General features: G+C 43.7%; 7 protein-coding genes and 2 pseudogenes. All 9 read left to right on the top strand.

Annotated elements, in window-relative coordinates:
* The first annotated feature begins 12 nt into the window (after window positions 1-12).
* The 9 genes and pseudogenes from FE296_RS31735 (at window position 13) to FE296_RS31705 (ending at window position 21,829) form a co-directional block, all read left to right on the top strand.
* Complete coding sequence (locus FE296_RS31735) at window positions 13-10,140, top strand: non-ribosomal peptide synthetase (protein WP_150367617.1); 10,128 nt, start codon at window positions 13-15, stop codon at window positions 10,138-10,140.
* Between the two features lie 17 nt (window positions 10,141-10,157).
* Window positions 10,158-18,308, top strand: a complete 8,151-nt coding sequence (locus FE296_RS31730; protein WP_150367616.1) for a non-ribosomal peptide synthetase — start codon at window positions 10,158-10,160, stop codon at window positions 18,306-18,308.
* A 179-nt stretch (window positions 18,309-18,487) separates the two neighbouring features.
* Window positions 18,488-18,658, top strand: coding sequence for a transposase (locus FE296_RS33675; RefSeq protein WP_223869116.1), 171 nt, complete (start codon window positions 18,488-18,490; stop codon window positions 18,656-18,658).
* A 27-nt stretch (window positions 18,659-18,685) separates the two neighbouring features.
* Window positions 18,686-18,934: a hypothetical protein gene (locus tag FE296_RS33670; protein ID WP_223869115.1), complete on the top strand. Its 249-nt coding sequence runs from the start codon at window positions 18,686-18,688 to the stop codon at window positions 18,932-18,934.
* Window positions 18,924-19,034: pseudogene (locus FE296_RS34175) on the top strand (hypothetical protein); the annotation flags it as partial. The gene FE296_RS33670 and the pseudogene FE296_RS34175, both read left to right, overlap by 11 nt.
* 142 nt (window positions 19,035-19,176) lie before the next feature.
* Window positions 19,177-19,512, top strand: coding sequence for a DDE-type integrase/transposase/recombinase (locus tag FE296_RS33095; RefSeq protein ID WP_190945687.1), 336 nt, complete (start codon window positions 19,177-19,179; stop codon window positions 19,510-19,512).
* Window positions 19,457-19,636, top strand: coding sequence for an IS3 family transposase (locus FE296_RS34170; protein WP_150367731.1), 180 nt, complete (start codon window positions 19,457-19,459; stop codon window positions 19,634-19,636). The genes FE296_RS33095 and FE296_RS34170 overlap by 56 nt, the downstream gene beginning before the upstream one ends.
* A gap of 212 nt (window positions 19,637-19,848) precedes the next feature.
* Window positions 19,849-20,969 (top strand): annotated as a pseudogene (locus FE296_RS31710) (IS3 family transposase).
* Window positions 20,970-21,184: 215 nt separating this feature from the next.
* Entirely contained in the window at window positions 21,185-21,829 is a 645-nt protein-coding gene (locus FE296_RS31705; RefSeq protein WP_124114138.1) for an HAD hydrolase-like protein, read from the top strand.
* Window positions 21,830-21,972 lie beyond the last annotated feature (143 nt).

Genomic DNA, 21,972 nt, shown 5'->3' with positions numbered 1-21,972 from the left:
GCGAGGTGAACAATGAATTCTTCCATTAATGAAGAGATACAAACGGTTGTCCAGGAACTGGAAAAAGCGATTCAGAGTATTCCCTTGATCAAGAAATCTGGAATCATCGTAACTGAAGCTGAAAACTCGATTCCCCCCTTACATTTGAACGATCTTTTCCCCGATGGCAGTATAGAAACGATACGCACTCCTTACATTCCAGACAACATTCTTCCAAAGGCTTCGGTTATTGAGCAAGAAGCCATTAATCTACAAAAATCAGCAATAAGTTATGGGGCTCCTCTGAACACGGAGCCTAACTCTCCTAAAACCTTGCAGCAGTTGTTGAAAAATGCGGCTGAGCAGCATGGAACTCAAGGAATTACCTTTTTAGATAAGGATGGAGGAGAGAGCTTCTGTAGTTATACCGAACTTTTCCATGAAGCCCAGTGTCTTCTGACAGGATTGAAAAGGCTTGCCCTGCAGCCTGGAGACTCTGTGATCTTCCAGTTTAGAGACAACAAAAAGATTATTATTTCCTTCTGGGCATGTATATTAGGCGGATTTTTGCCAACTCCGATTGCTATAGCCCCTATTTATTCCGAGATGAACGCCTTGCTGACTAAAATTTATAATTCATGGAGTTTGTTGGGTCATCCTGTCATTTTATCTGAGCTTGAACTTGAAGCCAAGCTGGCAGGCCTTGAAGCTCTCTGGAATGAAAGTGAAGTGCGAGTCGCCTGTTATGAAAAGATAAAGTCAGAGACGCCTGACACAAATTGGTTTGAAGCAACAGAGGACAGCTTTGTTCTCAACCTGCTTACTTCTGGAAGTACCGGTAAGCCTAAATGTGTACAGCATCGTAACAGCTCGATTATTTGGAGATCAATTGCTACTTCCGTACACAATCAGTTTAATCATCAGGATATTTCGCTTAACTGGATGCCCCTGGATCACGTGGGCGGTATTGTAATGTTTCACGTAAGAGATGTTTACTTGGGCTGTCAACAAGTCATAGGCCACATAGACAGTGTTGTGAATAACCCATTAATCTGGTTGGACTGGATAGATTATTATAAAGCAACGTTGACTTGGGCACCAAACTTTGCCTTTTCCATGTTAAATGATGCAGTAGCGGCAGCTGGAGAACGAAAATGGGACTTGTCTTCGATGCGCTATGTGTTGAACGGGGGAGAAGCTGTTGTAGGTAAGGTGGCACACCGTTTTCTCAATCTGTTAAAGCCATTTCATCTTCCATCCAACGCGCTTGTTCCAGCTTACGGAATGTCTGAAACTTCATCAGGCATTGTTGAATCCCATCTGCTAAAGCGAGATACTTCTTCAGGGATCCATTACATAGACAAAAACTCGCTGAATCATACCATAAGACACGTTTCTGCCGATGATCCGAATCATGTCGTGTTCACAGAATCAGGTGAGCCGATTCCAGGTGTAGCATTACGAATTGTTGACAGTGCTAACGCCATTCTGAATGAGGGGAATATTGGCCGTTTGCAAGTTAAAAGTCCTTCCGTTATGAATGGATATTACAAAAATGACGAAGCTAATCAAGAATCTTTTATTGATGGGTGGTTTGAAACTGGAGACTTGGGATTTTTGATTGACGGGAGACTTACGGTTACCGGCAGGGCAAAGGACGTTATCATCATAAACGGAAACAATCATTATAACTACGATATTGAAGCAGCTATTGAGGAGATTGACGGAATTGAGGTTACCTATGTAGCCGCATGTGCCATTCCGGATGATCAGAATGTGGACCAACTCGCAATATTTTTTGTACCGGATGAACATTCGGGTTGCCGTCTGCCGCACATGATAGACAAAATCAAAAATGACGTCAGCAGAAAATTCGGTCTCTATCCCGCGATCATCATACCCGTATCTAAGGAAGAGTTTCCTAAAACCAACAGTGGGAAAATTCAACGTAATGAGCTGATTCAAAAGTATAAAAACGGTGATTTCGTTCCGATCAAAAAACAAATCGATATATTGCTAGGAAATGAACATACGCTTCCGGACTGGAGCTATAAACAGAAGTGGATAAGCTGCGAACTTGATGAAACGGAAAATAGCGGAATTAATGCCATGAATACAGTTGTTTTTGCCAAGTCGCTAGAAGAAACACCTTTAGAACTTCAGGAAGGGATACTTGTTTTGAAAGGTGAGCAATTCCACAAAATCGATTCCAGGCATTATTATATCAGTCCTACTAATCCGGACGATTATCAAAATCTTATGGAATGCTTAGCGGAAGAAGCCTTGTGGGTGGAGTGCGTAGTTCATTTGTGGAACATGGGTCCGGGGAAAGAGATTAGCTCGGTCCATGACATGAAAGAAGCTCAACTAGATGCAAGTATTAGTCTGCTGTATTTAACCAAAGCGCTGAAGAGATGCGCTGATCGAGATATTCATCTTTTCATGGTGACCTTCCAGGCATTAGGGGCATTAGAGAATGAGGCTGTTCATTATGAACAGGCAACCATCCCAGGCTTAATTAAAACTATTCCCCATGAATTGCCCCATATTTATTCTAAGCAAATAGATATAGCAGGTAATGAAAATTTTGAATTAGTGAAAATTTTGAACAGAGAATATGTTGCACAGGATCAATATCGGGTTGTTGCCTACAGAAATCACTGCCGATTGGTTCCTGTCATCGAAAAGATGGATATGCTTACTACAGCGAGTCGCCAAACTCCTTTGAAGAAGCACGGATTATACATAGTGACTGGTGGATTAGGCGGAATAGGCACGCTTGTATGCGAGCAGCTTCTGGAGCAATATGCAGCTCACATTTTGGTTATCGGCAGGACGCCATTGAATGTTGCTCAGAAAAGAGAAACTTTCGAGCGATTGAAAAATAAAGAAGCAGCTGGTGGAACGATCCGATATGAGACAGCTCCTCTGACAGATTACAATCGAATATCCAACCTGATTGCCCAATTTGAAGCAGAGCAACAGCAATCTTTAAGTGGCGTTATTCATTTTGCAGGTATTATTCAGGAATACCTCATGGAAGACCAGACCCAGGAGCAGTTGCATGAAATGTATGAAGCCAAGGTTTACGGTACTTGGGTCCTGCACCAACTTGTTAAGGATAAGAAAGATATCCTGTTTATTTCGTCGTCATCGGCAAGAACCTTACATTCCGGGATGACAGTAGGAGCATATTGCTCTGCCAATCAATTCATGGAAATCTTTGCAACTTATCAGAATCAATCTCCTCTTATGCAGGCTTACTGCTTTTCCTGGAGCCTGTGGGATGAACTCGGTATGGGAAGCGGCTTAATCATTAAAAACCAATTAGGCAGCAGAGGGTACAGTCCTATTAACAAACAGAATGGGATTTTGTCCTTATGGGCTGGGTTGAGGTCTGGGGAACCTCTACAATTTATTGGTCTGAATGGTGCTAAGAAAGAAATCCAGGAATTAAGCCATGCAGAGATCACACCTATCCATCGAATAACGATATTTATTCAAGCAACGGCTGAACTGAACCAGCTTGATGAGGTTAACGATGTTTTTACAGAAATAGCTGCAGCATCCACGGAGACGAAAGCCGCTCTAATTGAACTGAAGCTGATGGAACAGATGCCTCTTGATGAATTTGGAGAGGTTGATCTAGGAATGCTCGCTGAGCTTTCTGCGCCAGCTAAAGCAGCGGAAAGCAGCCCTAGAAATCATTTGGACCAAACCCTTATCACGTGCTGGAAGAAAATTCTCAGAGCTTCCCGTATCACAACTGATGATCATTTTTTTGAACTGGGCGGGAATTCATTACAAGCGACTCAATTGGTCTCGATGTTGCGCAGCGAAATTAATGCTCAGGTAGAGCTTGAAGACTTATTTAACTTCCCTGAATTGAAGAAGTTATCTGATGTATTGAATGAAAGACTGTTTAAAGAAGAAAAAAGCATGGGAGAACCTATCGTGTCCAGAGTTCACGGTTCAAAGGTTCCCATGTCTTCTGCACAGAAACGGCAATGGGTTTTATACGAACTCGAACCGGAAAATCCCTTCTACAACAATACTGTATTAATTCAAATAAAAGGCCGTATTCACATAAAATATTTAGAGCAGGCATTCCAAGAAGTTATTCGGCGGCATGAAACGTTGAGAACAACCTTTGACGTTCTTGAAGATGAACCTGTTCAGATTATTCAAGGTATATCACCTATTGAGCATGTAATCCGTGACCTCACTTCACTGAAAGAGAATCTACTGAAAGAGACTGTGGAAACTCTTATAAGAGAGGAGTCTATGAATCCGTTTGATCTGGTAAATGGTCCGGTTTGCAGATTTCAGATTCTTAGAACAGGAGAAGATCAATGTACTCTGATTGTCTCCATTCATCACATTATTTCCGATGGATGGTCCGTTGGCGTATTGCTTAACGAATTCTCTCATTATTACTTCACCCTGCTGGACGGACACCCTCTCCCGGAAGAAGAATTGGAGATTCAATATTCCGATTTTGCACTTTGGCAAGAGAACTGGTTTCAAAGTGATGAGCATCACCAGCAGATGATTTACTGGGAAAAGCAATTGGAGGGCCAGCTTCCGGTTCTGGACTTGCCGACGGACAAGCCCCGTCCTGATATCCAAACCTATCGCGGTACAGTAGAGGTGCTTCAGATCAGCAAGAACCTGACAGCTGATTTAAAAAGGATGGCACAGGAAGAAGGAGCCACCCTTTACATGGTTTTATTGACAGGATTCGCAACTCTCCTTAAGCGTTATTCCAACCAAGATGAACTCTTGCTTGGCTCCTTGTTTGCCAACCGGAATCGCAGAGAGTTAGAACCGCTTATTGGTTTTTTCACGAATACACTGCCTTTAAGGCTAACCTGCAGAGGAACATTCCGTGAATTTCTAAAAAAAGTGAAATCAACGGTGCTGGATGCACAAAAGAATCAGGATATTCAGTTTGAAGAAATTATAGAGCACTTAAATGTCGAGCGCGATCCATCCAGACATCCGTTATTTCAAACTATGTTTGTTCTGCAAAATGCACCTATGGAGCCGGTATCCCATGCAGATGCACGAATGGAAGCGGATATTTATTACAATGAGACCTCCAAATTTGATTTGTCCATGCAGGTTTTTGAAGATCAAGGCGAATTGAAGGTTATTTTGGAGTACAGTACCGATCTTTATGTTCAATCTTCAATGCAGAGGATGCTGAACCATTACAGAACACTTCTGGAGGGGGCGGTATCCACTCCTTCCAGACCAGTCGATTCTTATGAGATCATTACTCATGAAGAGCGACTGCAGATTCTTGAAGATTGGCAAACACCGTTAGTCATGCAGGAAGCTGCCCACGGAGAAACACTGGTTTCGTTATTTGAACGAGCGGTGAAAGAAACGCCTGATTCTTATGCATTAGTACACGATGGCGAGCGGATGACCTACAGTGAATTGAATGAGCGGTCCAACAAACTTGCATTGTTTTTGCTGCAGCAAGGTTTGGAACAAGAAGAAGTCGTCGGCATTTTGACAGAGCGATCCTTCATGATGATTGTTGGTATTTTGGCTGTGCTCAAAGCCGGATGCGCTTATATGCCAATTGATCCTGCTTTTCCTGCGGAGCGTATCCACTACATGATTGATGACAGCCGTGCTCGGAAGGTTTTGGTTCAGAATAGCCTGGCTGACCTGGTATGCGCAGTTGCAGAGGTCGTAGATCTTGACAGTCCGGGGATTTATGCAGGCGATGGTGAGAATTTACAGCTGAGCCCCGATTCCAAGCAATTAGCATATGTTATTTACACATCTGGCACTACCGGTAAACCCAAAGGAGTAATGATTGAGCATTCAAGTGTTGCGAACATCATTATTGACCTTCAGGAGAAGTATCCCCTGAAGAAGACGGATGCTTATTTGTTCAAAACACCTGTAACCTTCGATGTGTCTGTTGCGGAATTGTTCGGATGGTTTCATGGGGGAGGGCGCCTGGTCATTCTCAATCAAGGAGAGGAGAAGGAACCTCTTTCTATTCTTAAAGCCATATATAAGTACGGGATTACACACATTAATTTTGTACCTTCCATGCTTAATGCATTTATGAACTCCCTAGAGACTGCAGAATACAGCCAGCTATGCTCTCTAAAATATGTATTTGCTGCAGGAGAGGCAATCTCCCGAGATACCGTCCGGCAGTTCTATAGCATGACAGACAAGGCGCGACTGGAAAATATTTATGGCCCTACAGAATCGACAATTTATGCTACCCGATATTCTTTAAACAATACGCAAGAGTCAGGACTGGTTCCGATAGGATCACCCATGCGTAATATTGGCATCTTAATCGTGAACTCCTGTAATCAACTACAGCCTGTGGGTGTTATTGGAGAATTGTGTATTGGCGGGGCGGGACTGGCGAGAGGCTACATTAATAATGAAAAGTTAAGCAGGGAAAAGTTCACGGACCACCCACTTAAGACTGGAAGTAAGTTATATCGTACCGGGGATTTAGCACGATGGAATGAAGATGGTCAGATTGAATACTTAGGCCGTATAGACCATCAAGTGAAAATCAGGGGGATCCGGATTGAGCTAAGCGAGATTGAAACAACGATTCTTCAGCATGAAGAGATCCAGGAATGCGTAGTAAATGCGATAAGTGATTCTCACGGAAACAAACGTCTTGCTGCTTATCTTGTGCTGTCACGGGAGATAAGCATGGATTGGTCTGAGTATCTGAGAGGTCGGCTACCTGAATATATGATTCCCCACTTCTTCATTACGCTGGAAAGTTTGCCTATCAATGCTAGCGGGAAAATAGACAGAAAAGCTCTGCCACAACCGAAAGCTAATGTAATGAAGGACAGTGAGAATTATGTCGAACCCGCTAACGAGGCAGAACGGGTGCTGGCAGCAGTTTGGGAAGAGTTACTGGGAGTAACCTGTGTCGGCAGAACAGATGATTTTTTTAAGCTGGGTGGCGATTCTATCGCTATCATTCAGATGATCTCGCGGTTACGCAAGCAAGGTTACCAGCTTGAACCGAAAGCCGTCTATCTGAACAAAACACTTGCACTGCTTGGTCGAAAAATAACTAAGTCAAGTCTAAATAGGGTCCAATCTCAAATTGAAGTGACTGGAGAAATTAAGCTTACGCCTATTCAGCAGTGGTTCTTCAAGGAAAATTTCACTAATGCTGAACATTGGAATTTACCTGCTTTCTTCTCGTTTTCAGTCCCATATCCAGAGCATATGATCAAAAAAGCCCTGTTAGGCGTTATAAATCACCATGATGGACTAAGAATTCAATTTTTCGGTGGCACCGGGGATATTCAACAAATCAACCAGCCAATGATCCATGACATATCCATTCATACGGTGGACTGTACGGGAATGTCCTTGGAAGCACAAAACGCAGTTATTCTGGAAGAATCCAACCTTGCCCAAAGATCAATGAAATGGGATACCGGGCTTTTGATCGCACCTGTGCTGTTTAAATGTCATGACGGAACGCAAAAACTTCTGCTGGCGATCCATCATTTAATTGTTGATGGTGTATCCTGGAGAATCATTGCTGAAGACCTACAACTTTTGCTGGATGCACAGATGAATAATAAACAGGCTGAGCTCATGGCCAAAACAACGTCATTCAAGGAATGGGCTGAAGCACAGCATAACTATGCTCAAGGTACAGAAATACAGGCTGAGCTGCCTTATTGGAAGAAAACGGCTCTAAATATCAGTTGTTTTGCGGAAGATTTGTTCCAGGACCCGGGTATGGAAAATGATAGTATCCTTATTCCTATTGTGATTAATAAGGTTTGCACTGACCATCTGCTTAGGGCTGCCAACTACCCTTACAATACGGATATTAACGACTTGCTGCTAACCGCTCTCTATCGGGCAACCAAAGCTTGCATCGGTAGTGACACCTTATCCGTTATGCTGGAGGGTCACGGCCGTGAGAACATTATGAAGGATCTGGATGTTACCAGAACCGTAGGTTGGTTCACAAGTGCTTACCCGGTTGTGCTGGAAGAGTATAGCGAGACAATCAGTGAGCAAATCAAAGGGGTCAAAGAGACTCTTCGGGCTGTCCCAAACAAAGGTATTGGATATGGAATCCTAAAATATTTAACCAAGGATGCAGAGCTTCGTGCTGGCAAACAGCCTTCTGTACTCTTTAATTATCTCGGTCAGGTAGATGGAAATTCCTCCATGAATATGGAGCTGGCAAGTGCATCTAACGGGGACTTCCATAGCCCTGCTGCCAAACGTTCTTACTTGCTGGAATTGAACAGCATGGTCATTCATGAGGAACTCATTGTTCATATCTCTGTGACAAAGGCTATGGTGAAGCACGGAATGGCCGCGGCACTAGCATTGTCTATAGAGCAGGAGATCATGGCTATTTACAATCATTGTGTGAATGAGGCTCCCAGAGAGTTTACGGCTTCGGATTTTCCATTAATAGGCCTATCCTCATATGAGCTTTCCAATCTTCCTGCATCAACCGAGGATGCGTATCCACTCTCTCCAATGCAACAGGGGATGTTATATCATGCGCTGTCGGATGAGATGTCATCTTCTTACAGCGGCAGAATATATGCCTACTTGAATGGCCGGCTTGTCCCTTCCTTGATGCAAAAAGCATGGGAGGAAATTGCGGACAGGCATCCTATTCTGCGGACAACTTATCTATGGGAGGGTAGAACAGAGCCTGTTCAGCTTGTACTTAAAAGCCTTAGTCACCCTGTTGAATATAGACTTGTTGATGGAGAAGAAGAACGTGAGCAAATAATTCACGCTTTTACGAACAGAGCCTTTAATTTGGAAAATGAGGCACCCGTACGGATCATGCTTTTGAGCAATACATCTGATCAGAATAAAAATCAGTTGATATGCAGCTTTCATCATATCGCCCTAGACGGATGGAGTGTATTTGCCTTACTTAGCGAACTTCTCGGCATATATGATGCTCTCTATAACAAACGGAAGATCGGACTATCACATGTGCCCCACTATAAGGAGTACATTCAGTGGTATTTGACTCAAGACCAACACAAGGCAAAGGGATTTTGGAAGGAATACCTTAAGGGCATAAAAGTGGCAACTCCGCTGCCAGGGGTTTCACCGAACAGTGATAGAGAATCTTCAGCGCAGAGTAGAGATATCACTAAATATACCTGCACAATTCAGGCTGAAACTACTGAACTTATTCAAAAATTCATCAAAGAGCAACCTTTCACGCTGAATACTTTGCTTCAAGCTGCTTGGGGATTGCTTTTAAGCCGATACACTGGCAAAGAAGACGTATTATTCGGTTGTACCGTCTCAGGGAGACCGCATACGCTTCCGGATGTAGAAAAGATGATCGGTCTCTTTATCAATTCCCTGCCGCTAAGGGTTAATTTAGCACAATGCACTACAACTACTGAGCTGCTGGAGAACCTTCAAACGTCCACCTTAGACATTAAGGAATATGAGTACAGCTTATTGCCAGATATTCAGGAAGTCAGTAACATCCCGTTTGGAGAGGCTTTGTTCCACTCTTTACTGATATACCAGAACTATCCTGTAGATGCTGACATGACTAATTCAAATAGAGTACTGAAGCTTAATCATGTGCAAGGCTCAGTTGACATTAATTATGACCTTATTGTGGAGATAGCACCACGGGATAAAACCATTTTGTTAGAAGTTTACTACAACCGTGCTTTGTGGGAGCAAGAATCCATAGAACGAATGTCCTATCATTTTCAAAGTCTACTGAGGTCTCTAGTTATGGGCTCTGATAAGGCCATAGCGAATATCTCGATCCTGTCCACGGAGGAGAGCGAAACCATTCTTCGGCATTTGGCCAAGACTGTTAAAGTGGAAGTGTTATATGAGGACCAGGAAGAAATTTATAAGGGTGTTAACGATCCCGAAATCAGCACAGAGGTGTATATACTTGATCGATGGCAGCAGCCCGTCCCAATAGGGGTTCCAGGAGAAATATGCGTAGCCAGTGATAATCTGTACCGGGATTGCGGAAGCTGGGCGGAATGGATGACAGAGCATGAAGTAAAGGATTTTCTGGCGCCTACCAGTGGTAAGCGATTGTATAAGACTGGTGATATCGGAATGTGGCAAGGGAATGGCACGATAAAAATACTAGATCTGGTATAGGGAGAGAGGTACATTTAATGAATTATTCCAACAGTCGTGTGATGAACCTGGTAAGAATTAATGGCAAACGAGTGGATCTTTCGCAATTGGAAAAGGAATGGAGCAAGCATCCGGCAGTAATGCAATGTTCTATTGTGGCTGTTAAAGGGGATTCCTCCGACTTACGTTTGGTTGCTTTTGTATCAAGTCAAGACAGGTTGGACTGCCGGAAACTTCGGTCCGAAATCAATCTTCCTGAAGGCAGCGATAATGTTGTTTGTATTCAGATATCCTCTTTTCCTCTTTTACCAGAAGGCAAGATCGACAAAGAAACACTCTTTTTATACGCTGAAAAAAATGCAGAATTACTCCATTGGGAGGCGACTATTCAGTCGCTTCCTGATATTGGCCAAGCCGCAATTGTTGCAGAAGAAATACTTCCGGAGATCGAACATGTTCATATCGATGATTTAATCCATATTGGATATACAAAGAAGGAGCCATCCTTGCCGCAAGGAAAGGTATTCGAGGAACGTACTAACACAGAGATGAGAACCGGACCGCTAGCCATTATTCATGGAGGTACTCCAACGTATTCATCCGATGAGCCTGCAACCTTAACGGATGTACTAGAGAAAGCTGCCCGGAACTATCCTGAGCATGGAATTCACTATATTAATGATGAGGGGCAAAACCAATATCAGTCATACTCCGCTTTGCTTCAGCAGGCTAGAGAGATATTAACGGGACTAGAGAAACATGGCTTGAAGCCACAGGATAAGGTCATCTTCCAGTTGGAAGAAAAAAAGGACTTCGTTCTCGCTTTTTGGGCCTGCATATTAGGAGGATTTGTTCCTGTTCCCGTTACGGTGCCGCGTTCGTTTGCACAATCAGGTACGGAATTGAACACGCTCAGCTACATTATAAATACATTGGATCAGCCATATATCATAACAAATAATAATCGTTTTGATGAGGTTAGAGGCCTGCTTTCAAGTGCTGGCCAATCGTTAAAACTTCTGAAGCTGGAAGAACTGCATGGATATCCCGCTTCAGAAATCACTCATCGTGCTACTCCAGAAGATCTCGCAATCATTTTGTTTACATCTGGAAGCACAGGTTCACCCAAAGGCGTGTTGCAAACACACCAAACCATTATTAGCCGGGAGCGAGGAACCACTCTCTTAAACCGGTTTAATGCAGAAGATGTTTCTTTAAACTGGATGCCTTTGGAACATGTAGGCGGAATCGTGATGTTTCACATCAAGGAAATTTACGTAGGCTGTACGCAAGTGCAAGTACAGACTAACTTTATTTTGGCAGAGCCCTTACATTGGCTTGACCTTATGGATCGGTATAAGGCTACGCTAACCTGGGCGCCTAATTTTGCCTATTCTCTGGTTGCCGAGAGATTAGAACAAACCGTGAACAGAACATGGGATTTTTCCACCATGAGATTTATTCTCAATGCCGGTGAGGCGATCACCGCCAAAAGCTGCAAACTGTTTCTGAACAAGCTTCAACCTTTCCGGCTGCGTTCAAATGCCATGTTCCCCACATGGGGGATGTCTGAAACATGCTCGGGGGTTATCTACTCTAATACTTTTGACGCAGAACCCTTTACAGGTATACGTGTACTTGAAACTGATGCGTTAACCGGAACGTTTAGATTGTCAAACCGGATGGAAGACGGCATAACCTTTACCGAGCTTGGTCAGCCAATTCCAGGAGTTGATGCAAGAATTGTAAACTCGAAGAATGAGCTGATTCATGAAGGGGAAATTGGCAGAATTCAAATCCGAGGTCTCACCACGACTCCAGGTTATTACAATAATCCAGAGGAAAATGAAAAAGCCTTTACTCCAGATGGCTGGTTTAATACTGGTGATCAGGGTTTCATTTGGAACGGCTCTCTGACCATTACAGGACGCTTAAAAGATCTGCTAATAATTAATGGAGTCAACTACAGCAATGTGGAACTAGAGGGGCTGGTTGAGGAAATAGATGGAATCGCACTCTCTTTTACCGCAGTTTGTGCCATACGGGGTCAAAACAGCGACACAGATAAAATTGCAGTATTTTTTGTCTCAGAGCTAGAGCATCGTGAAGAGATCCTAAGTCAGGTTCGCACAGTACGGAAGAAGTTAAGTGATGCTTTAGGCTTAAAGATTGATTTTATCCTCCCTGTGACAAAGAATGACATTCCAAAGACTAACATAGGTAAAATACAGCGTTCCAAGCTTGCGTCACAGTTTCTGGCCGGAGAATTCAGTGGGATCCAGCGGGAAGTGGATGTATTCGAGAAAAATGACCGAACGGTGCCTAACTGGTTCTTTGAAAAGAAGTGGAGTCATGTCCAACCATCTGCAACTGCTCCCGATTTATCAGGCCGATCATTTTGGATTGTTGATGATGGGGATAACCGTTTTCTGGCTAATGCGATTTTGTCTCAAGGTGGACAAGTATTGCTGTCTGCTCATCCAGAAGAGCTTACCCCGTTTAGCCCGCTACCTACTGATATTCTGTATATCTCCAATTCCCGGTTTGACGGTGAAATGTTATCGGGAGCCGAAATGAAATCTTTTCAACGTAGAGGCCTGTTTGGATTGCTATCTCTCATGCAGACATTGCATAAAGTAAAACCTGAGAAAATTCAGCTCTATGTTGTGACTAAAAACAGCCAGCAATGCATGGACGAGCCGTCGCTGAATTACGGTGATGTACCTATCCAAGGTTTCCTGAAGAGTGCTGTATTGGAGAATCCTTGGCTGTCCTGTAGCCATTTGGACTTTGATTGCAAGGATAAGGAATATAGCGGTCTGATCGAAGAACTTAAAAACGTAAAGCCCCAAAACGAAGTCGCTTACCGTCAAAACAGGAGGCTGCTGCCTCAGCTTGTTCCAATGGATATCCAGCAGAGCGGCAAGCAAACAGTCAATCTCCAGGCAGAAGGCGTGTACCTGATAACCGGCGGGCTAGGTGGCATAGGTACTGAAGTAATTAAAGAGTTAGCTGAGCGGCTCAATATCAAATTTATTGTAGTAGGCCGAACAAATCTGGAGGACGAAAAGCAGCACGGGAAGAGTAGCGCTACCAGCGAACAGGCACTCCTCAGATTAAAGGCCTACAAGGATTTAGAGAAAAACAACGTGGATTTTCTCTATCTGCACGGTGATTTGACAGATGCTGATTTTCTAAAAAACGCGATTGCTCAAGGCCAGGCACAATGGAATAAGCCACTAGCAGGCGCACTACATTTGGCGGGTGAGGGAAATTTAGAGGAACACTGGAGAAGTTTCGAGGAACGTTTTGTTCATGCAACGGATACAAGCATCTACGAGCGTATGTTTACAGCAAAGGTAAGCGGAACGTTAGCATTGCATGAGGCGCTCTTTGATAATCCAGAGGCTTCCCTGATACTTTTCTCTTCTGTAAATGGCTATTTCGGTGCTTCGTCATTTAGTGCATATGCTGCAGCCAACAGTTTTGTTGATCAGTTTAGTATCTATAGGGCGAATAACGGCTATCCCAATACTTACTGTTTCGCCTGGAGTCAATGGGAAAACTTAGGCATGAGCCGTAATAATCTGGCTACCCAGGCCACTTCAAGTCGTGGGTTTCTTCCATTGTCCCGGGAGCAGGGCATTCATTCCTTGCTATACGGACTTACAGCCAGCACTCCACTTGTCTTGGTAGGTCTGGATCGCAATCACCAGGAAATCAGAAGTGGGATGAGCTATAGCCAAAGCACCGAAATTAAGCCTATCATATATTATACTTCTACAGATATGGAACGATCTTCACGGGCCATCATGGAGAAGCTCGCTGAACACACAGTGGACGATTACAGGCTGGTTGAGCTGGTAGAAATGCCAGAAACACAAGAGGGGACAATTGATTATGCCCGTTTAAGCCTTATGCAGGGGAATTATCAAACGTTACCTGAAGATGAAGAGCCATTGTCGGCAACGGAAGCTGCCATCGTTAACATCTTTAAAGAGATACTGCAAATTAGTCAGGTTAACCGAAATGACAGTTTTTTTGAACTAGGAGGTCATTCACTTAAAGCAACTTTGGTGCTGTCGAGAATGCAGCAAGAGTTAAACATCAAGCTTCCTGTTCAGATGATTTTCAAACATCCTGTAGTTAAACAATTGGCAACGATTATTGATGAAACTCGCGAGTCTCATCAAAGCGCAGAGATCCATATTCCGAAACTCCCGGAACAGCGTTATTACGAGCTGTCACATGCGCAAAAAAGAGTGTACATTCTAACTGAAATGGATTCGCAAAGCAATAACTACAATATTCTGGGGACTTGGGAGCTGCAAGGTGTTTTACACCCAGAGGTACTGAAGGAGGCATTCCAGCAGATCATTAACCGTCACCAGGGGCTGAGAGCTACGTTTGTATTGGTGGATGGAACGCCTGTACAGCAAATTGCCGAGAAGGCAGCTCTCGATTACAGTTACCTGGATGTTTCGGCTATGCAAGAGAAGGAAAGAAAAGATGCCATACAGAGCATTGTGAGACATGAGGCGGAAAAAAGCTATGATCTGGAGAACGGTCCGTTGATGCAGCTTACTCTCGTAAAAATCGCACCTCAACGACATATGCTTCTCGTTGCACAACATCATATTATCTCGGATGGCTGGTCATTAGGTCTTCTGATGAAAGAACTGGGTGATATCTATGAAACGTTACTTCAAGGAAAAGTTCCCGAGACTATGCAGACAGAGCTTGATCCAACGGATTACTTCGCCTGGCATAACCGGATGGTTGAACTGAATCAGAAGAGCCGTAAGTATTGGCTGGACAAGCTCGCAGGGGAACTTCCCGCTCTGGAGCTTCCAACTGATTTCATTAGGCCCGTCATGCAAACCTACCATGGAGATACCAAACTATTAACCATCTCTCCTGAGATGACCCGTCTGCTGGAGGGCATGAGCCAAAAACACGGTGTTTCACTGTTTATGACACTGCTAGCCGTTTTTAAGGTGTTGTTGTACAAGCTTACTGGAACTCGGGATATTATTGTTGGATCTCCGATTGCGGGACGAAATCATGCTACAGAGAAAATGATAGGTATGTTTGTGAACACACTCGCTCTCAGGACGCAATTAGATTCAACTGAGAGTTTTACTGATCTTTTGGAAAAGGTAAAAGAAACCGCTCTGGAGGGCTATGAGCATCAGGAATACCCTTTTGACAGACTTGTTGACGAACTTCATCCTGAAAGGGACATCAGCCGAACTCCTATTTTTCAAGTTATGATGGGCATGGCAAATCTCCCACTGGAGCTGCAGTTAAAGGATCTGAAGATTCAGGAAATGATCCAGGAGCATACTGTAGCTAAATTTGATTTAACACTTCATGTTTTTGAACGAAGCGAAGCTCTGCTGGTTTATTTTGAGTACAATACCGATCTGTTTCGGCTGGAAACTATTCAGCGTTTCATGAAATATTTCGAACGTTTGCTGGAAGTCCTAAGCTTAAATCCTTCCCGCAAGTTAAACGAAGTTGACTTTCTTGATGAAGCTGAACGTTCTTACCTTATTCATGAGGTAAACAAGACCCATAATCCGTATCCGCGTGATCGCAGTATCCATGAGCTGTTTGAGGCGCAGGTAAAGGCTACTCCAGGCCAAACAGCGTTGTGCTGGAATGGACAGAAACTGACCTATGCTGAATTAAATCAGCGAGCTAACATCATTGCGAATAAATTGCGCCAATTGGAAGTACAGCGTGATGAGGTTGTGGGTATTATGGTTGAGCGTTCTTTCAACGCCATTGCGGGTATTATGGGCATCATAAAATCTGGAGCTGCTTATATGCCTATTCATCCGGATTATCCAGCGGAACGCATAACAAGTATGCTGAATGACTCCGGAGTAAGGGTGGTACTTACGCTGCAAGATTGCGAAAGTCTCGCTGGAAAAGCTGCATATTGCATTCCTCTGGACCGTTTGCAATGGTTGGAAGATGATAATATCAACAACCCGTTACCTGTAAATCAGGCTACAGATTTGGCTTATGTTCTATACACTTCGGGCTCTACCGGCAAGCCCAAAGGAGTTATGGTAGAACAGCGGAATGTAGTCCGATTGGTTCGAAACAATCAGTCGTTGTCATTACATCAGAAGGATTGCATTTTACTGACAGGGGCTCTGACATTTGACGCCTCAACTTTTGAAATATGGGGCGCTCTATTAAACGGATCGACGCTGTATATGGTGGATGACCATGTATTATTGGATGCTTTGGAATTATCTCAACATCTATCAGACCATAGCATTACTGTCATGTGGCTCAGTTCACCCTTATTCAATCAATTGGCGCAAGACAATCCGGCTATGTTCTTACCTCTTAATACCCTGATCATAGGCGGAGATGTCTTATCAGTCAACCATATCAACAGAGTGAAACAGGCCTGTTCTGAATTGACTATCATAAACGGGTATGGTCCCACGGAGAATACAACCTTTACAACTACTTTTCCGATTATACGGGAGCATGCTCAAACGGTTCCTATCGGAAAACCGATCAGCAACACCACTATTTACATCCTGGATCAAGACTCGCAGTTATGTCCGATCGGGGTTCCTGGGGAACTTTACACCGGCGGCGATGGAGTTGCGAGAGGATATATGAATGATCCGGCAAGGACCGCGGAGAGATTCCTTCCTCATTCCTTTACTGGTGAGGGCAGACTGTATCGCACTGGAGATATCGTCCGCTTAAACAGCGAAGGTTTTGTTGAGTACATCGGAAGAACAGACAATCAAGTTAAAATACGAGGTTTCCGTATTGAACCTGAAGAGATTCGAAATGCAATTCTGGCCAAGGGTCTGGCCAAGGATACTGTAGTCGTTGTCAAAAGTGATCTTAGTGGCCATAAATATTTAGTTGCGTACGCCGTTCCTGAAGACAGCGGTTTGACAGCAGGTTCATTCAGAAATGAACTGCTGCATATTTTGCCGGAGTATATGGTGCCAAGCTTGATTGTACTCTTAGATCAATTGCCATTGCTTAATAACGGTAAGGTGGATTATAAGGCTCTGCCGGAGCCAGACAGCGTAGAAGATCTAGATGATAACTATATGGAACCCACGAATCATATTGAAAAGGATATTGTTGAAGTCTATCAGCGGGTTATGGGCTTGTCCAAAATTGGGATTATGGATTCCTTCTTTGAGCTTGGTGGGGACTCGCTGTTAAGCATCAAGGTGGTATCTCAACTTAGGGAAAGAGGATACAAAGTTGATCCAAAAAGTATATTTATGTTCTCAACCCCAATGTCCTTAGCAGAAAAGATTGCAGCAAGCGGCGAGCCCGATGAGATTGGGCAGAGAGGGCCTAAGGACTATCTTATCGACTTGAATTCCAAAGAGAATAAAGGTACAAGATTGATCCTTGCTCCTCCTGCCGGCGGTACCGTTATGGGCTATGTTCATTTAGCCCAGCAGTTGAACTACCCGGTATATGGACTGCAAAGTCCCGGACTATATGAGGATGAGGTGCCCCAATATTTAAGCTACGAGGAAATGATCAGCTGTTTCTTAGAGTCTATTAACGATACCTATGACCCGGAAACAGATTATCTGGGTGGTCATTCCGTAGGTGGCCATATCGCTTTCGGGATGTGTCAGGAATTAATACGCCAAGGAAGGCCGCCGCGAGGCTTAATTATTTTGGATACAACTCCCTCTCTTGAGCTGGTACAAGGCGCAGACGACGGGGAAGAGTTATCAGAAGAAGAATTGAAGCTGATGCTGTTGGTTTTAGGCATGGGGAACATGGTTGGACTTCCTAATGACCAAATCAAAGCTTTGGGATATGAGAAGGCTAAACAAGCCATCATTGAAGCAGCGAAACAGGATGAGCTTGTCCAGGATTTCATGACAGCAGACTACCTCAATAAATATTTACAGATTCAGCTTCATAATGTAATGATGTCAAGAGTGCTGGAACTGGAAGCTACAAAGCTGTCGATCCCTATTATTGTCATGAAAACGCTGGAGCATCCAGATGAGATTGATAAGCGTTTTGAGGCATGGAACAATTACAGCTTAAGAGACGTACGTTTTATTGATGTTCCCGGAAATCACGTTACGATGATGAGACAGCCTTATGTCACGCAGCTTGCATCTCTAATTGATGAGGCTACCAAGGAAGTAAGCATCTATTGATACATGAAAAGAGGGTTTATACCGTTTAAGTTTAACTCAAAAGCCACCCTTTCAGGTGGTTTTTGTCGAGGGACAAGAACATATTCCCATTGAAGTGGTATTATCCCCTTTAAGTAGACACTTAAAAAAACCTTCATGTTATCATGGGGGTTCAAGTGACACTTGGAGGGGATATTTTTATGGCGAAAAAAGGGCAAATATTTCAGACGTATACCGAAGAATTCAAATTGAATGCAGTTAGAGCGTATGTCGAAGGTTCTTCAAGTTATAAGGTGGTCGCTGAGCGCAAGGGGATTCGAAATTGTTCACAACTGAAGGTGTGGGTGAAAAAGTGGGGAAGCGTTCGATGAGCGAGAAAAAGTAGCGAAACGAATCCAATGAAGGGACGCCCTCGTACAAACTTTGGCAGCGTAGAGGAAGAGCGAGACTATCTTAAAGCACAGGTGGATTATTTAAAAAAGCGGTATCCAGCACTGAGCCAATGCGAGAACTACGACATCATAGATGAACTGCGCTGTCTACATGGTATTACACGCCTATTAACCATTGCAGGGATACCTCGAGCGAGTTACACATGGCGAGCTACACAGCCACAGCGAGACACAAGACAAGACCATGGATCGTGAGATCAAAGAACACATGATGGACATTCATTTTACAAACCCGGAGTTTGGTTATCCTCGCATGACAACGGCGTTGTGGGAGGCCGGTCTGAACGTTAATCACAAGAAAGTATGGCGAATCATGCGGGAGCTATCGATCCAATCGGTGATCCGCAGGAAGCGGAAGAAGTCTAGCTATACGCCTTCTGTCATCTATCCGAATCGCATAAAAGCGGAAATTCCATGCTACAGCACTCCAGCAAAAAATGGTGACGGATATTACCTGTATTTGGGATGGAAGCACATTTGTTTACATCTCTGTGATTCAAGACCTGTTCAACAACGAGACTGTAGCTTGGCAGTTGTACAAACGAAACGATGTTCAGCTCGTATTGGATACGCTGGAGCAGTGGACACGAAAAAGAGACGTGTCGAAAGCCGTGCTCCATTCGGATCAAAGCTTTCAATACACGTCTCAGGCGTACAACACACGATTAGAAGCATTCGGCGTGAAAGGCAGCCACTCTTACAAAGCTACCTGCCTCGATAACATGCATCGAATCCTTCTTTTCGCATCTCAAAACCGAGAAGCTGTACCTTAACCAGGGTAATTCAGAAGAGGAGATTCGACAAGCGATTGAAGATTACATTTACAACTACCGACGCTTTCAAGCCAAACTCAAACAACGCGCACCGATTGAATATCGATGCGCGCTGGCAGCATAGCTTTTTTCATCTGTCTACTTGACAGGGGTATGACCAATCGGGCAAAGCATCACGAAGTGTTTTGAAATGTTGATCTGTCTCCGAAGAAAGCTGAGTGTACTCCTTATGATACTCCAGAAGCTCAGTATAGAGTGGATCGGCTACACTTAGTTGGACAGAAAAAATAAGGGCTTGTAGAATAAAACTATCATGTTAAGGAGCGGATCTCTACAATGCCTAAACAACAACGACGCACATTCACAACCGAGTTCAAAAAGCAAATGGTGCAACTCTTTGAAAACGGCAAATCCAGAGCTGCAATTGTGGAGGAATACGACCTCACTGCTTCGGCTCTAGACCGCTGGATCAAGCAATCGCAGGCAACGGGCTCTTTCAAAGAGAAAGACAACCGTTCACCTGAAGAAAACGAATTAATGGCTATGCGTAAAGAACTCCAACGTTTACGGATGGAGAACGACATTTTAAAGCAAGCCGCGCTGATCATGGGACGAAATTAACTATCATCCAGAATAACCGTGATAAATACTCAGTATCAGCAATGTGTAACGTCCTCGAAATCGCCAAAAGCACCTTCTATCATGAAGCGAAGGAAAAGTTAAATGAAGATGAGCTCACGGAAGCTATTGTGGAGATATTCCATAAAAATCGAAAAGTCTATGGTACACGAAAGATAAAAGCCAAGCTTCAGGGACGAGGACTCATCTTATCTAGACGTCGCATTGGTCGAATCATGCAAGAGCAGAGTCTCGTCTCCACGTAAACCGTTGCGCAATTTAAGCCTCATAAAATGGCCTATAATGAGGAGGAAACAGTGAATGAACTGGGGCGGGAGTTTAATCAAACGGAAGCAAAGCGCTTCGTGGTCAGCGATCTCACATATGTGAAGGTCGGTCATCGGTGGCATTACATTTGTGTGCTCATGGACCTGTTCAATCGAGAAATTATTGGCCACAGTGCAGGTCCACATAAGGACGCTGCTCTGGTTTCGCGAGCCTTTGCAACGGTAGAAGGCGACTTGAGCCAAATCCAGTGGTTTCATACGGATCGTGGGAGTGAGTTTAAGAACCACGCGATGGACCAGCTTCTAGGCACGTTTGGTATTGGTCGATTACTCAGCAAGAAAGGATGTCCCTACGATAACGCTGTGGCCGAAGCCACCTACAAGGTCATGAAAACGGAGTTTATTTACCAAATGGGATTCCGAAACCTCCGTCATTTGGAATTGGAATTATACGACTACGTTAACTGGTTTAACAGGCACAGAGTTCATGGATCACTGGGGTATTTGACGCCTGTTCAGTATCGCCAAGAAGCCCTTAAAAAAGTTGTCTGATTTAATGTTGACAATCCAGACGCTCCCTCGGTCAGCCCGAAGGGAATTGGCAGGGAAGTGGAATCTGGCTGACACATCTGCACCGACTAACCGCATCGCGGCCGTCTTTTGACGGAGCCTTAATTCGGTAGGATGTCGTGGATACAGTAACGTTATAGAAAATCAGCGTATAAAAATACAAAATAAATTATTCAAACTCTGATAGGAGTGAAATCATGCTGGAAGCGGTTATTTTCGATATGGATGGTACACTATTTCAAACAAACAAAATCTTAGAGTTATCGTTAGAAGAAACGTTTTCTATCTTGAGGTCTCGTAATGAATGGTCGAGTGAAACTCCAACTCAAAAATATCGTGAAATTATGGGAGTTCCTCTACCAGTAGTTTGGGAAACGTTACTACCGAACCATTCAAACGAAATCAGACGAATGGTAGACGAAATCTTCTTGGAGAAGTTAATTGCAAATATTAATAATGGCAATGGCGCCTTATATCCACATGTCAACGAAATCTTTGATTACTTGAAACATGAAGGCTATTTCATTTTTATTGCAAGTAATGGACTAAACGAATACCTCAATGCCATCGTTAACTGCTACAAATTAGATAAGTGGGTGGCAGAAACTTATAGCATCCAACAAATAGGAACTCAAAATAAGGATGACTTAGTCGGTCATATTCTTAAAAAACATCACATCAGCAATGCAACTGTAGTTGGGGACAGGATTTCTGATTTCAATGCCGCAAAAAACAATGGGTTGAAAGCTATTGGTTGTCGATTTGATTTTGCCCAAGAAAGAGAGCTTAAACAAGCGGATTATATTATTGATGATTTACTTGAATTGAAAAAATATATTTAACATCATGGGAAGTGGAATATTTGTGTAAGTATTTTCGAATAAGCCGCTGACATCATATTCAAGCAGCGGCTCCTCACTGAGCCTTAGTCTGCAAGGATTTCGGAGAGGAAATTTCGACAGACAACCCCTTCGGAGTTCATGAA

Source organism: Paenibacillus sp. UASWS1643, from assembly GCF_008693195.1.
GTDB classification, from domain to species: Bacteria; Bacillota; Bacilli; order Paenibacillales; family Paenibacillaceae; genus Paenibacillus; species Paenibacillus amylolyticus_B.
The sequence above is the reverse complement of the archived record's forward strand: the minus strand, read 5'-3'. Positions and strand labels throughout refer to the sequence as shown.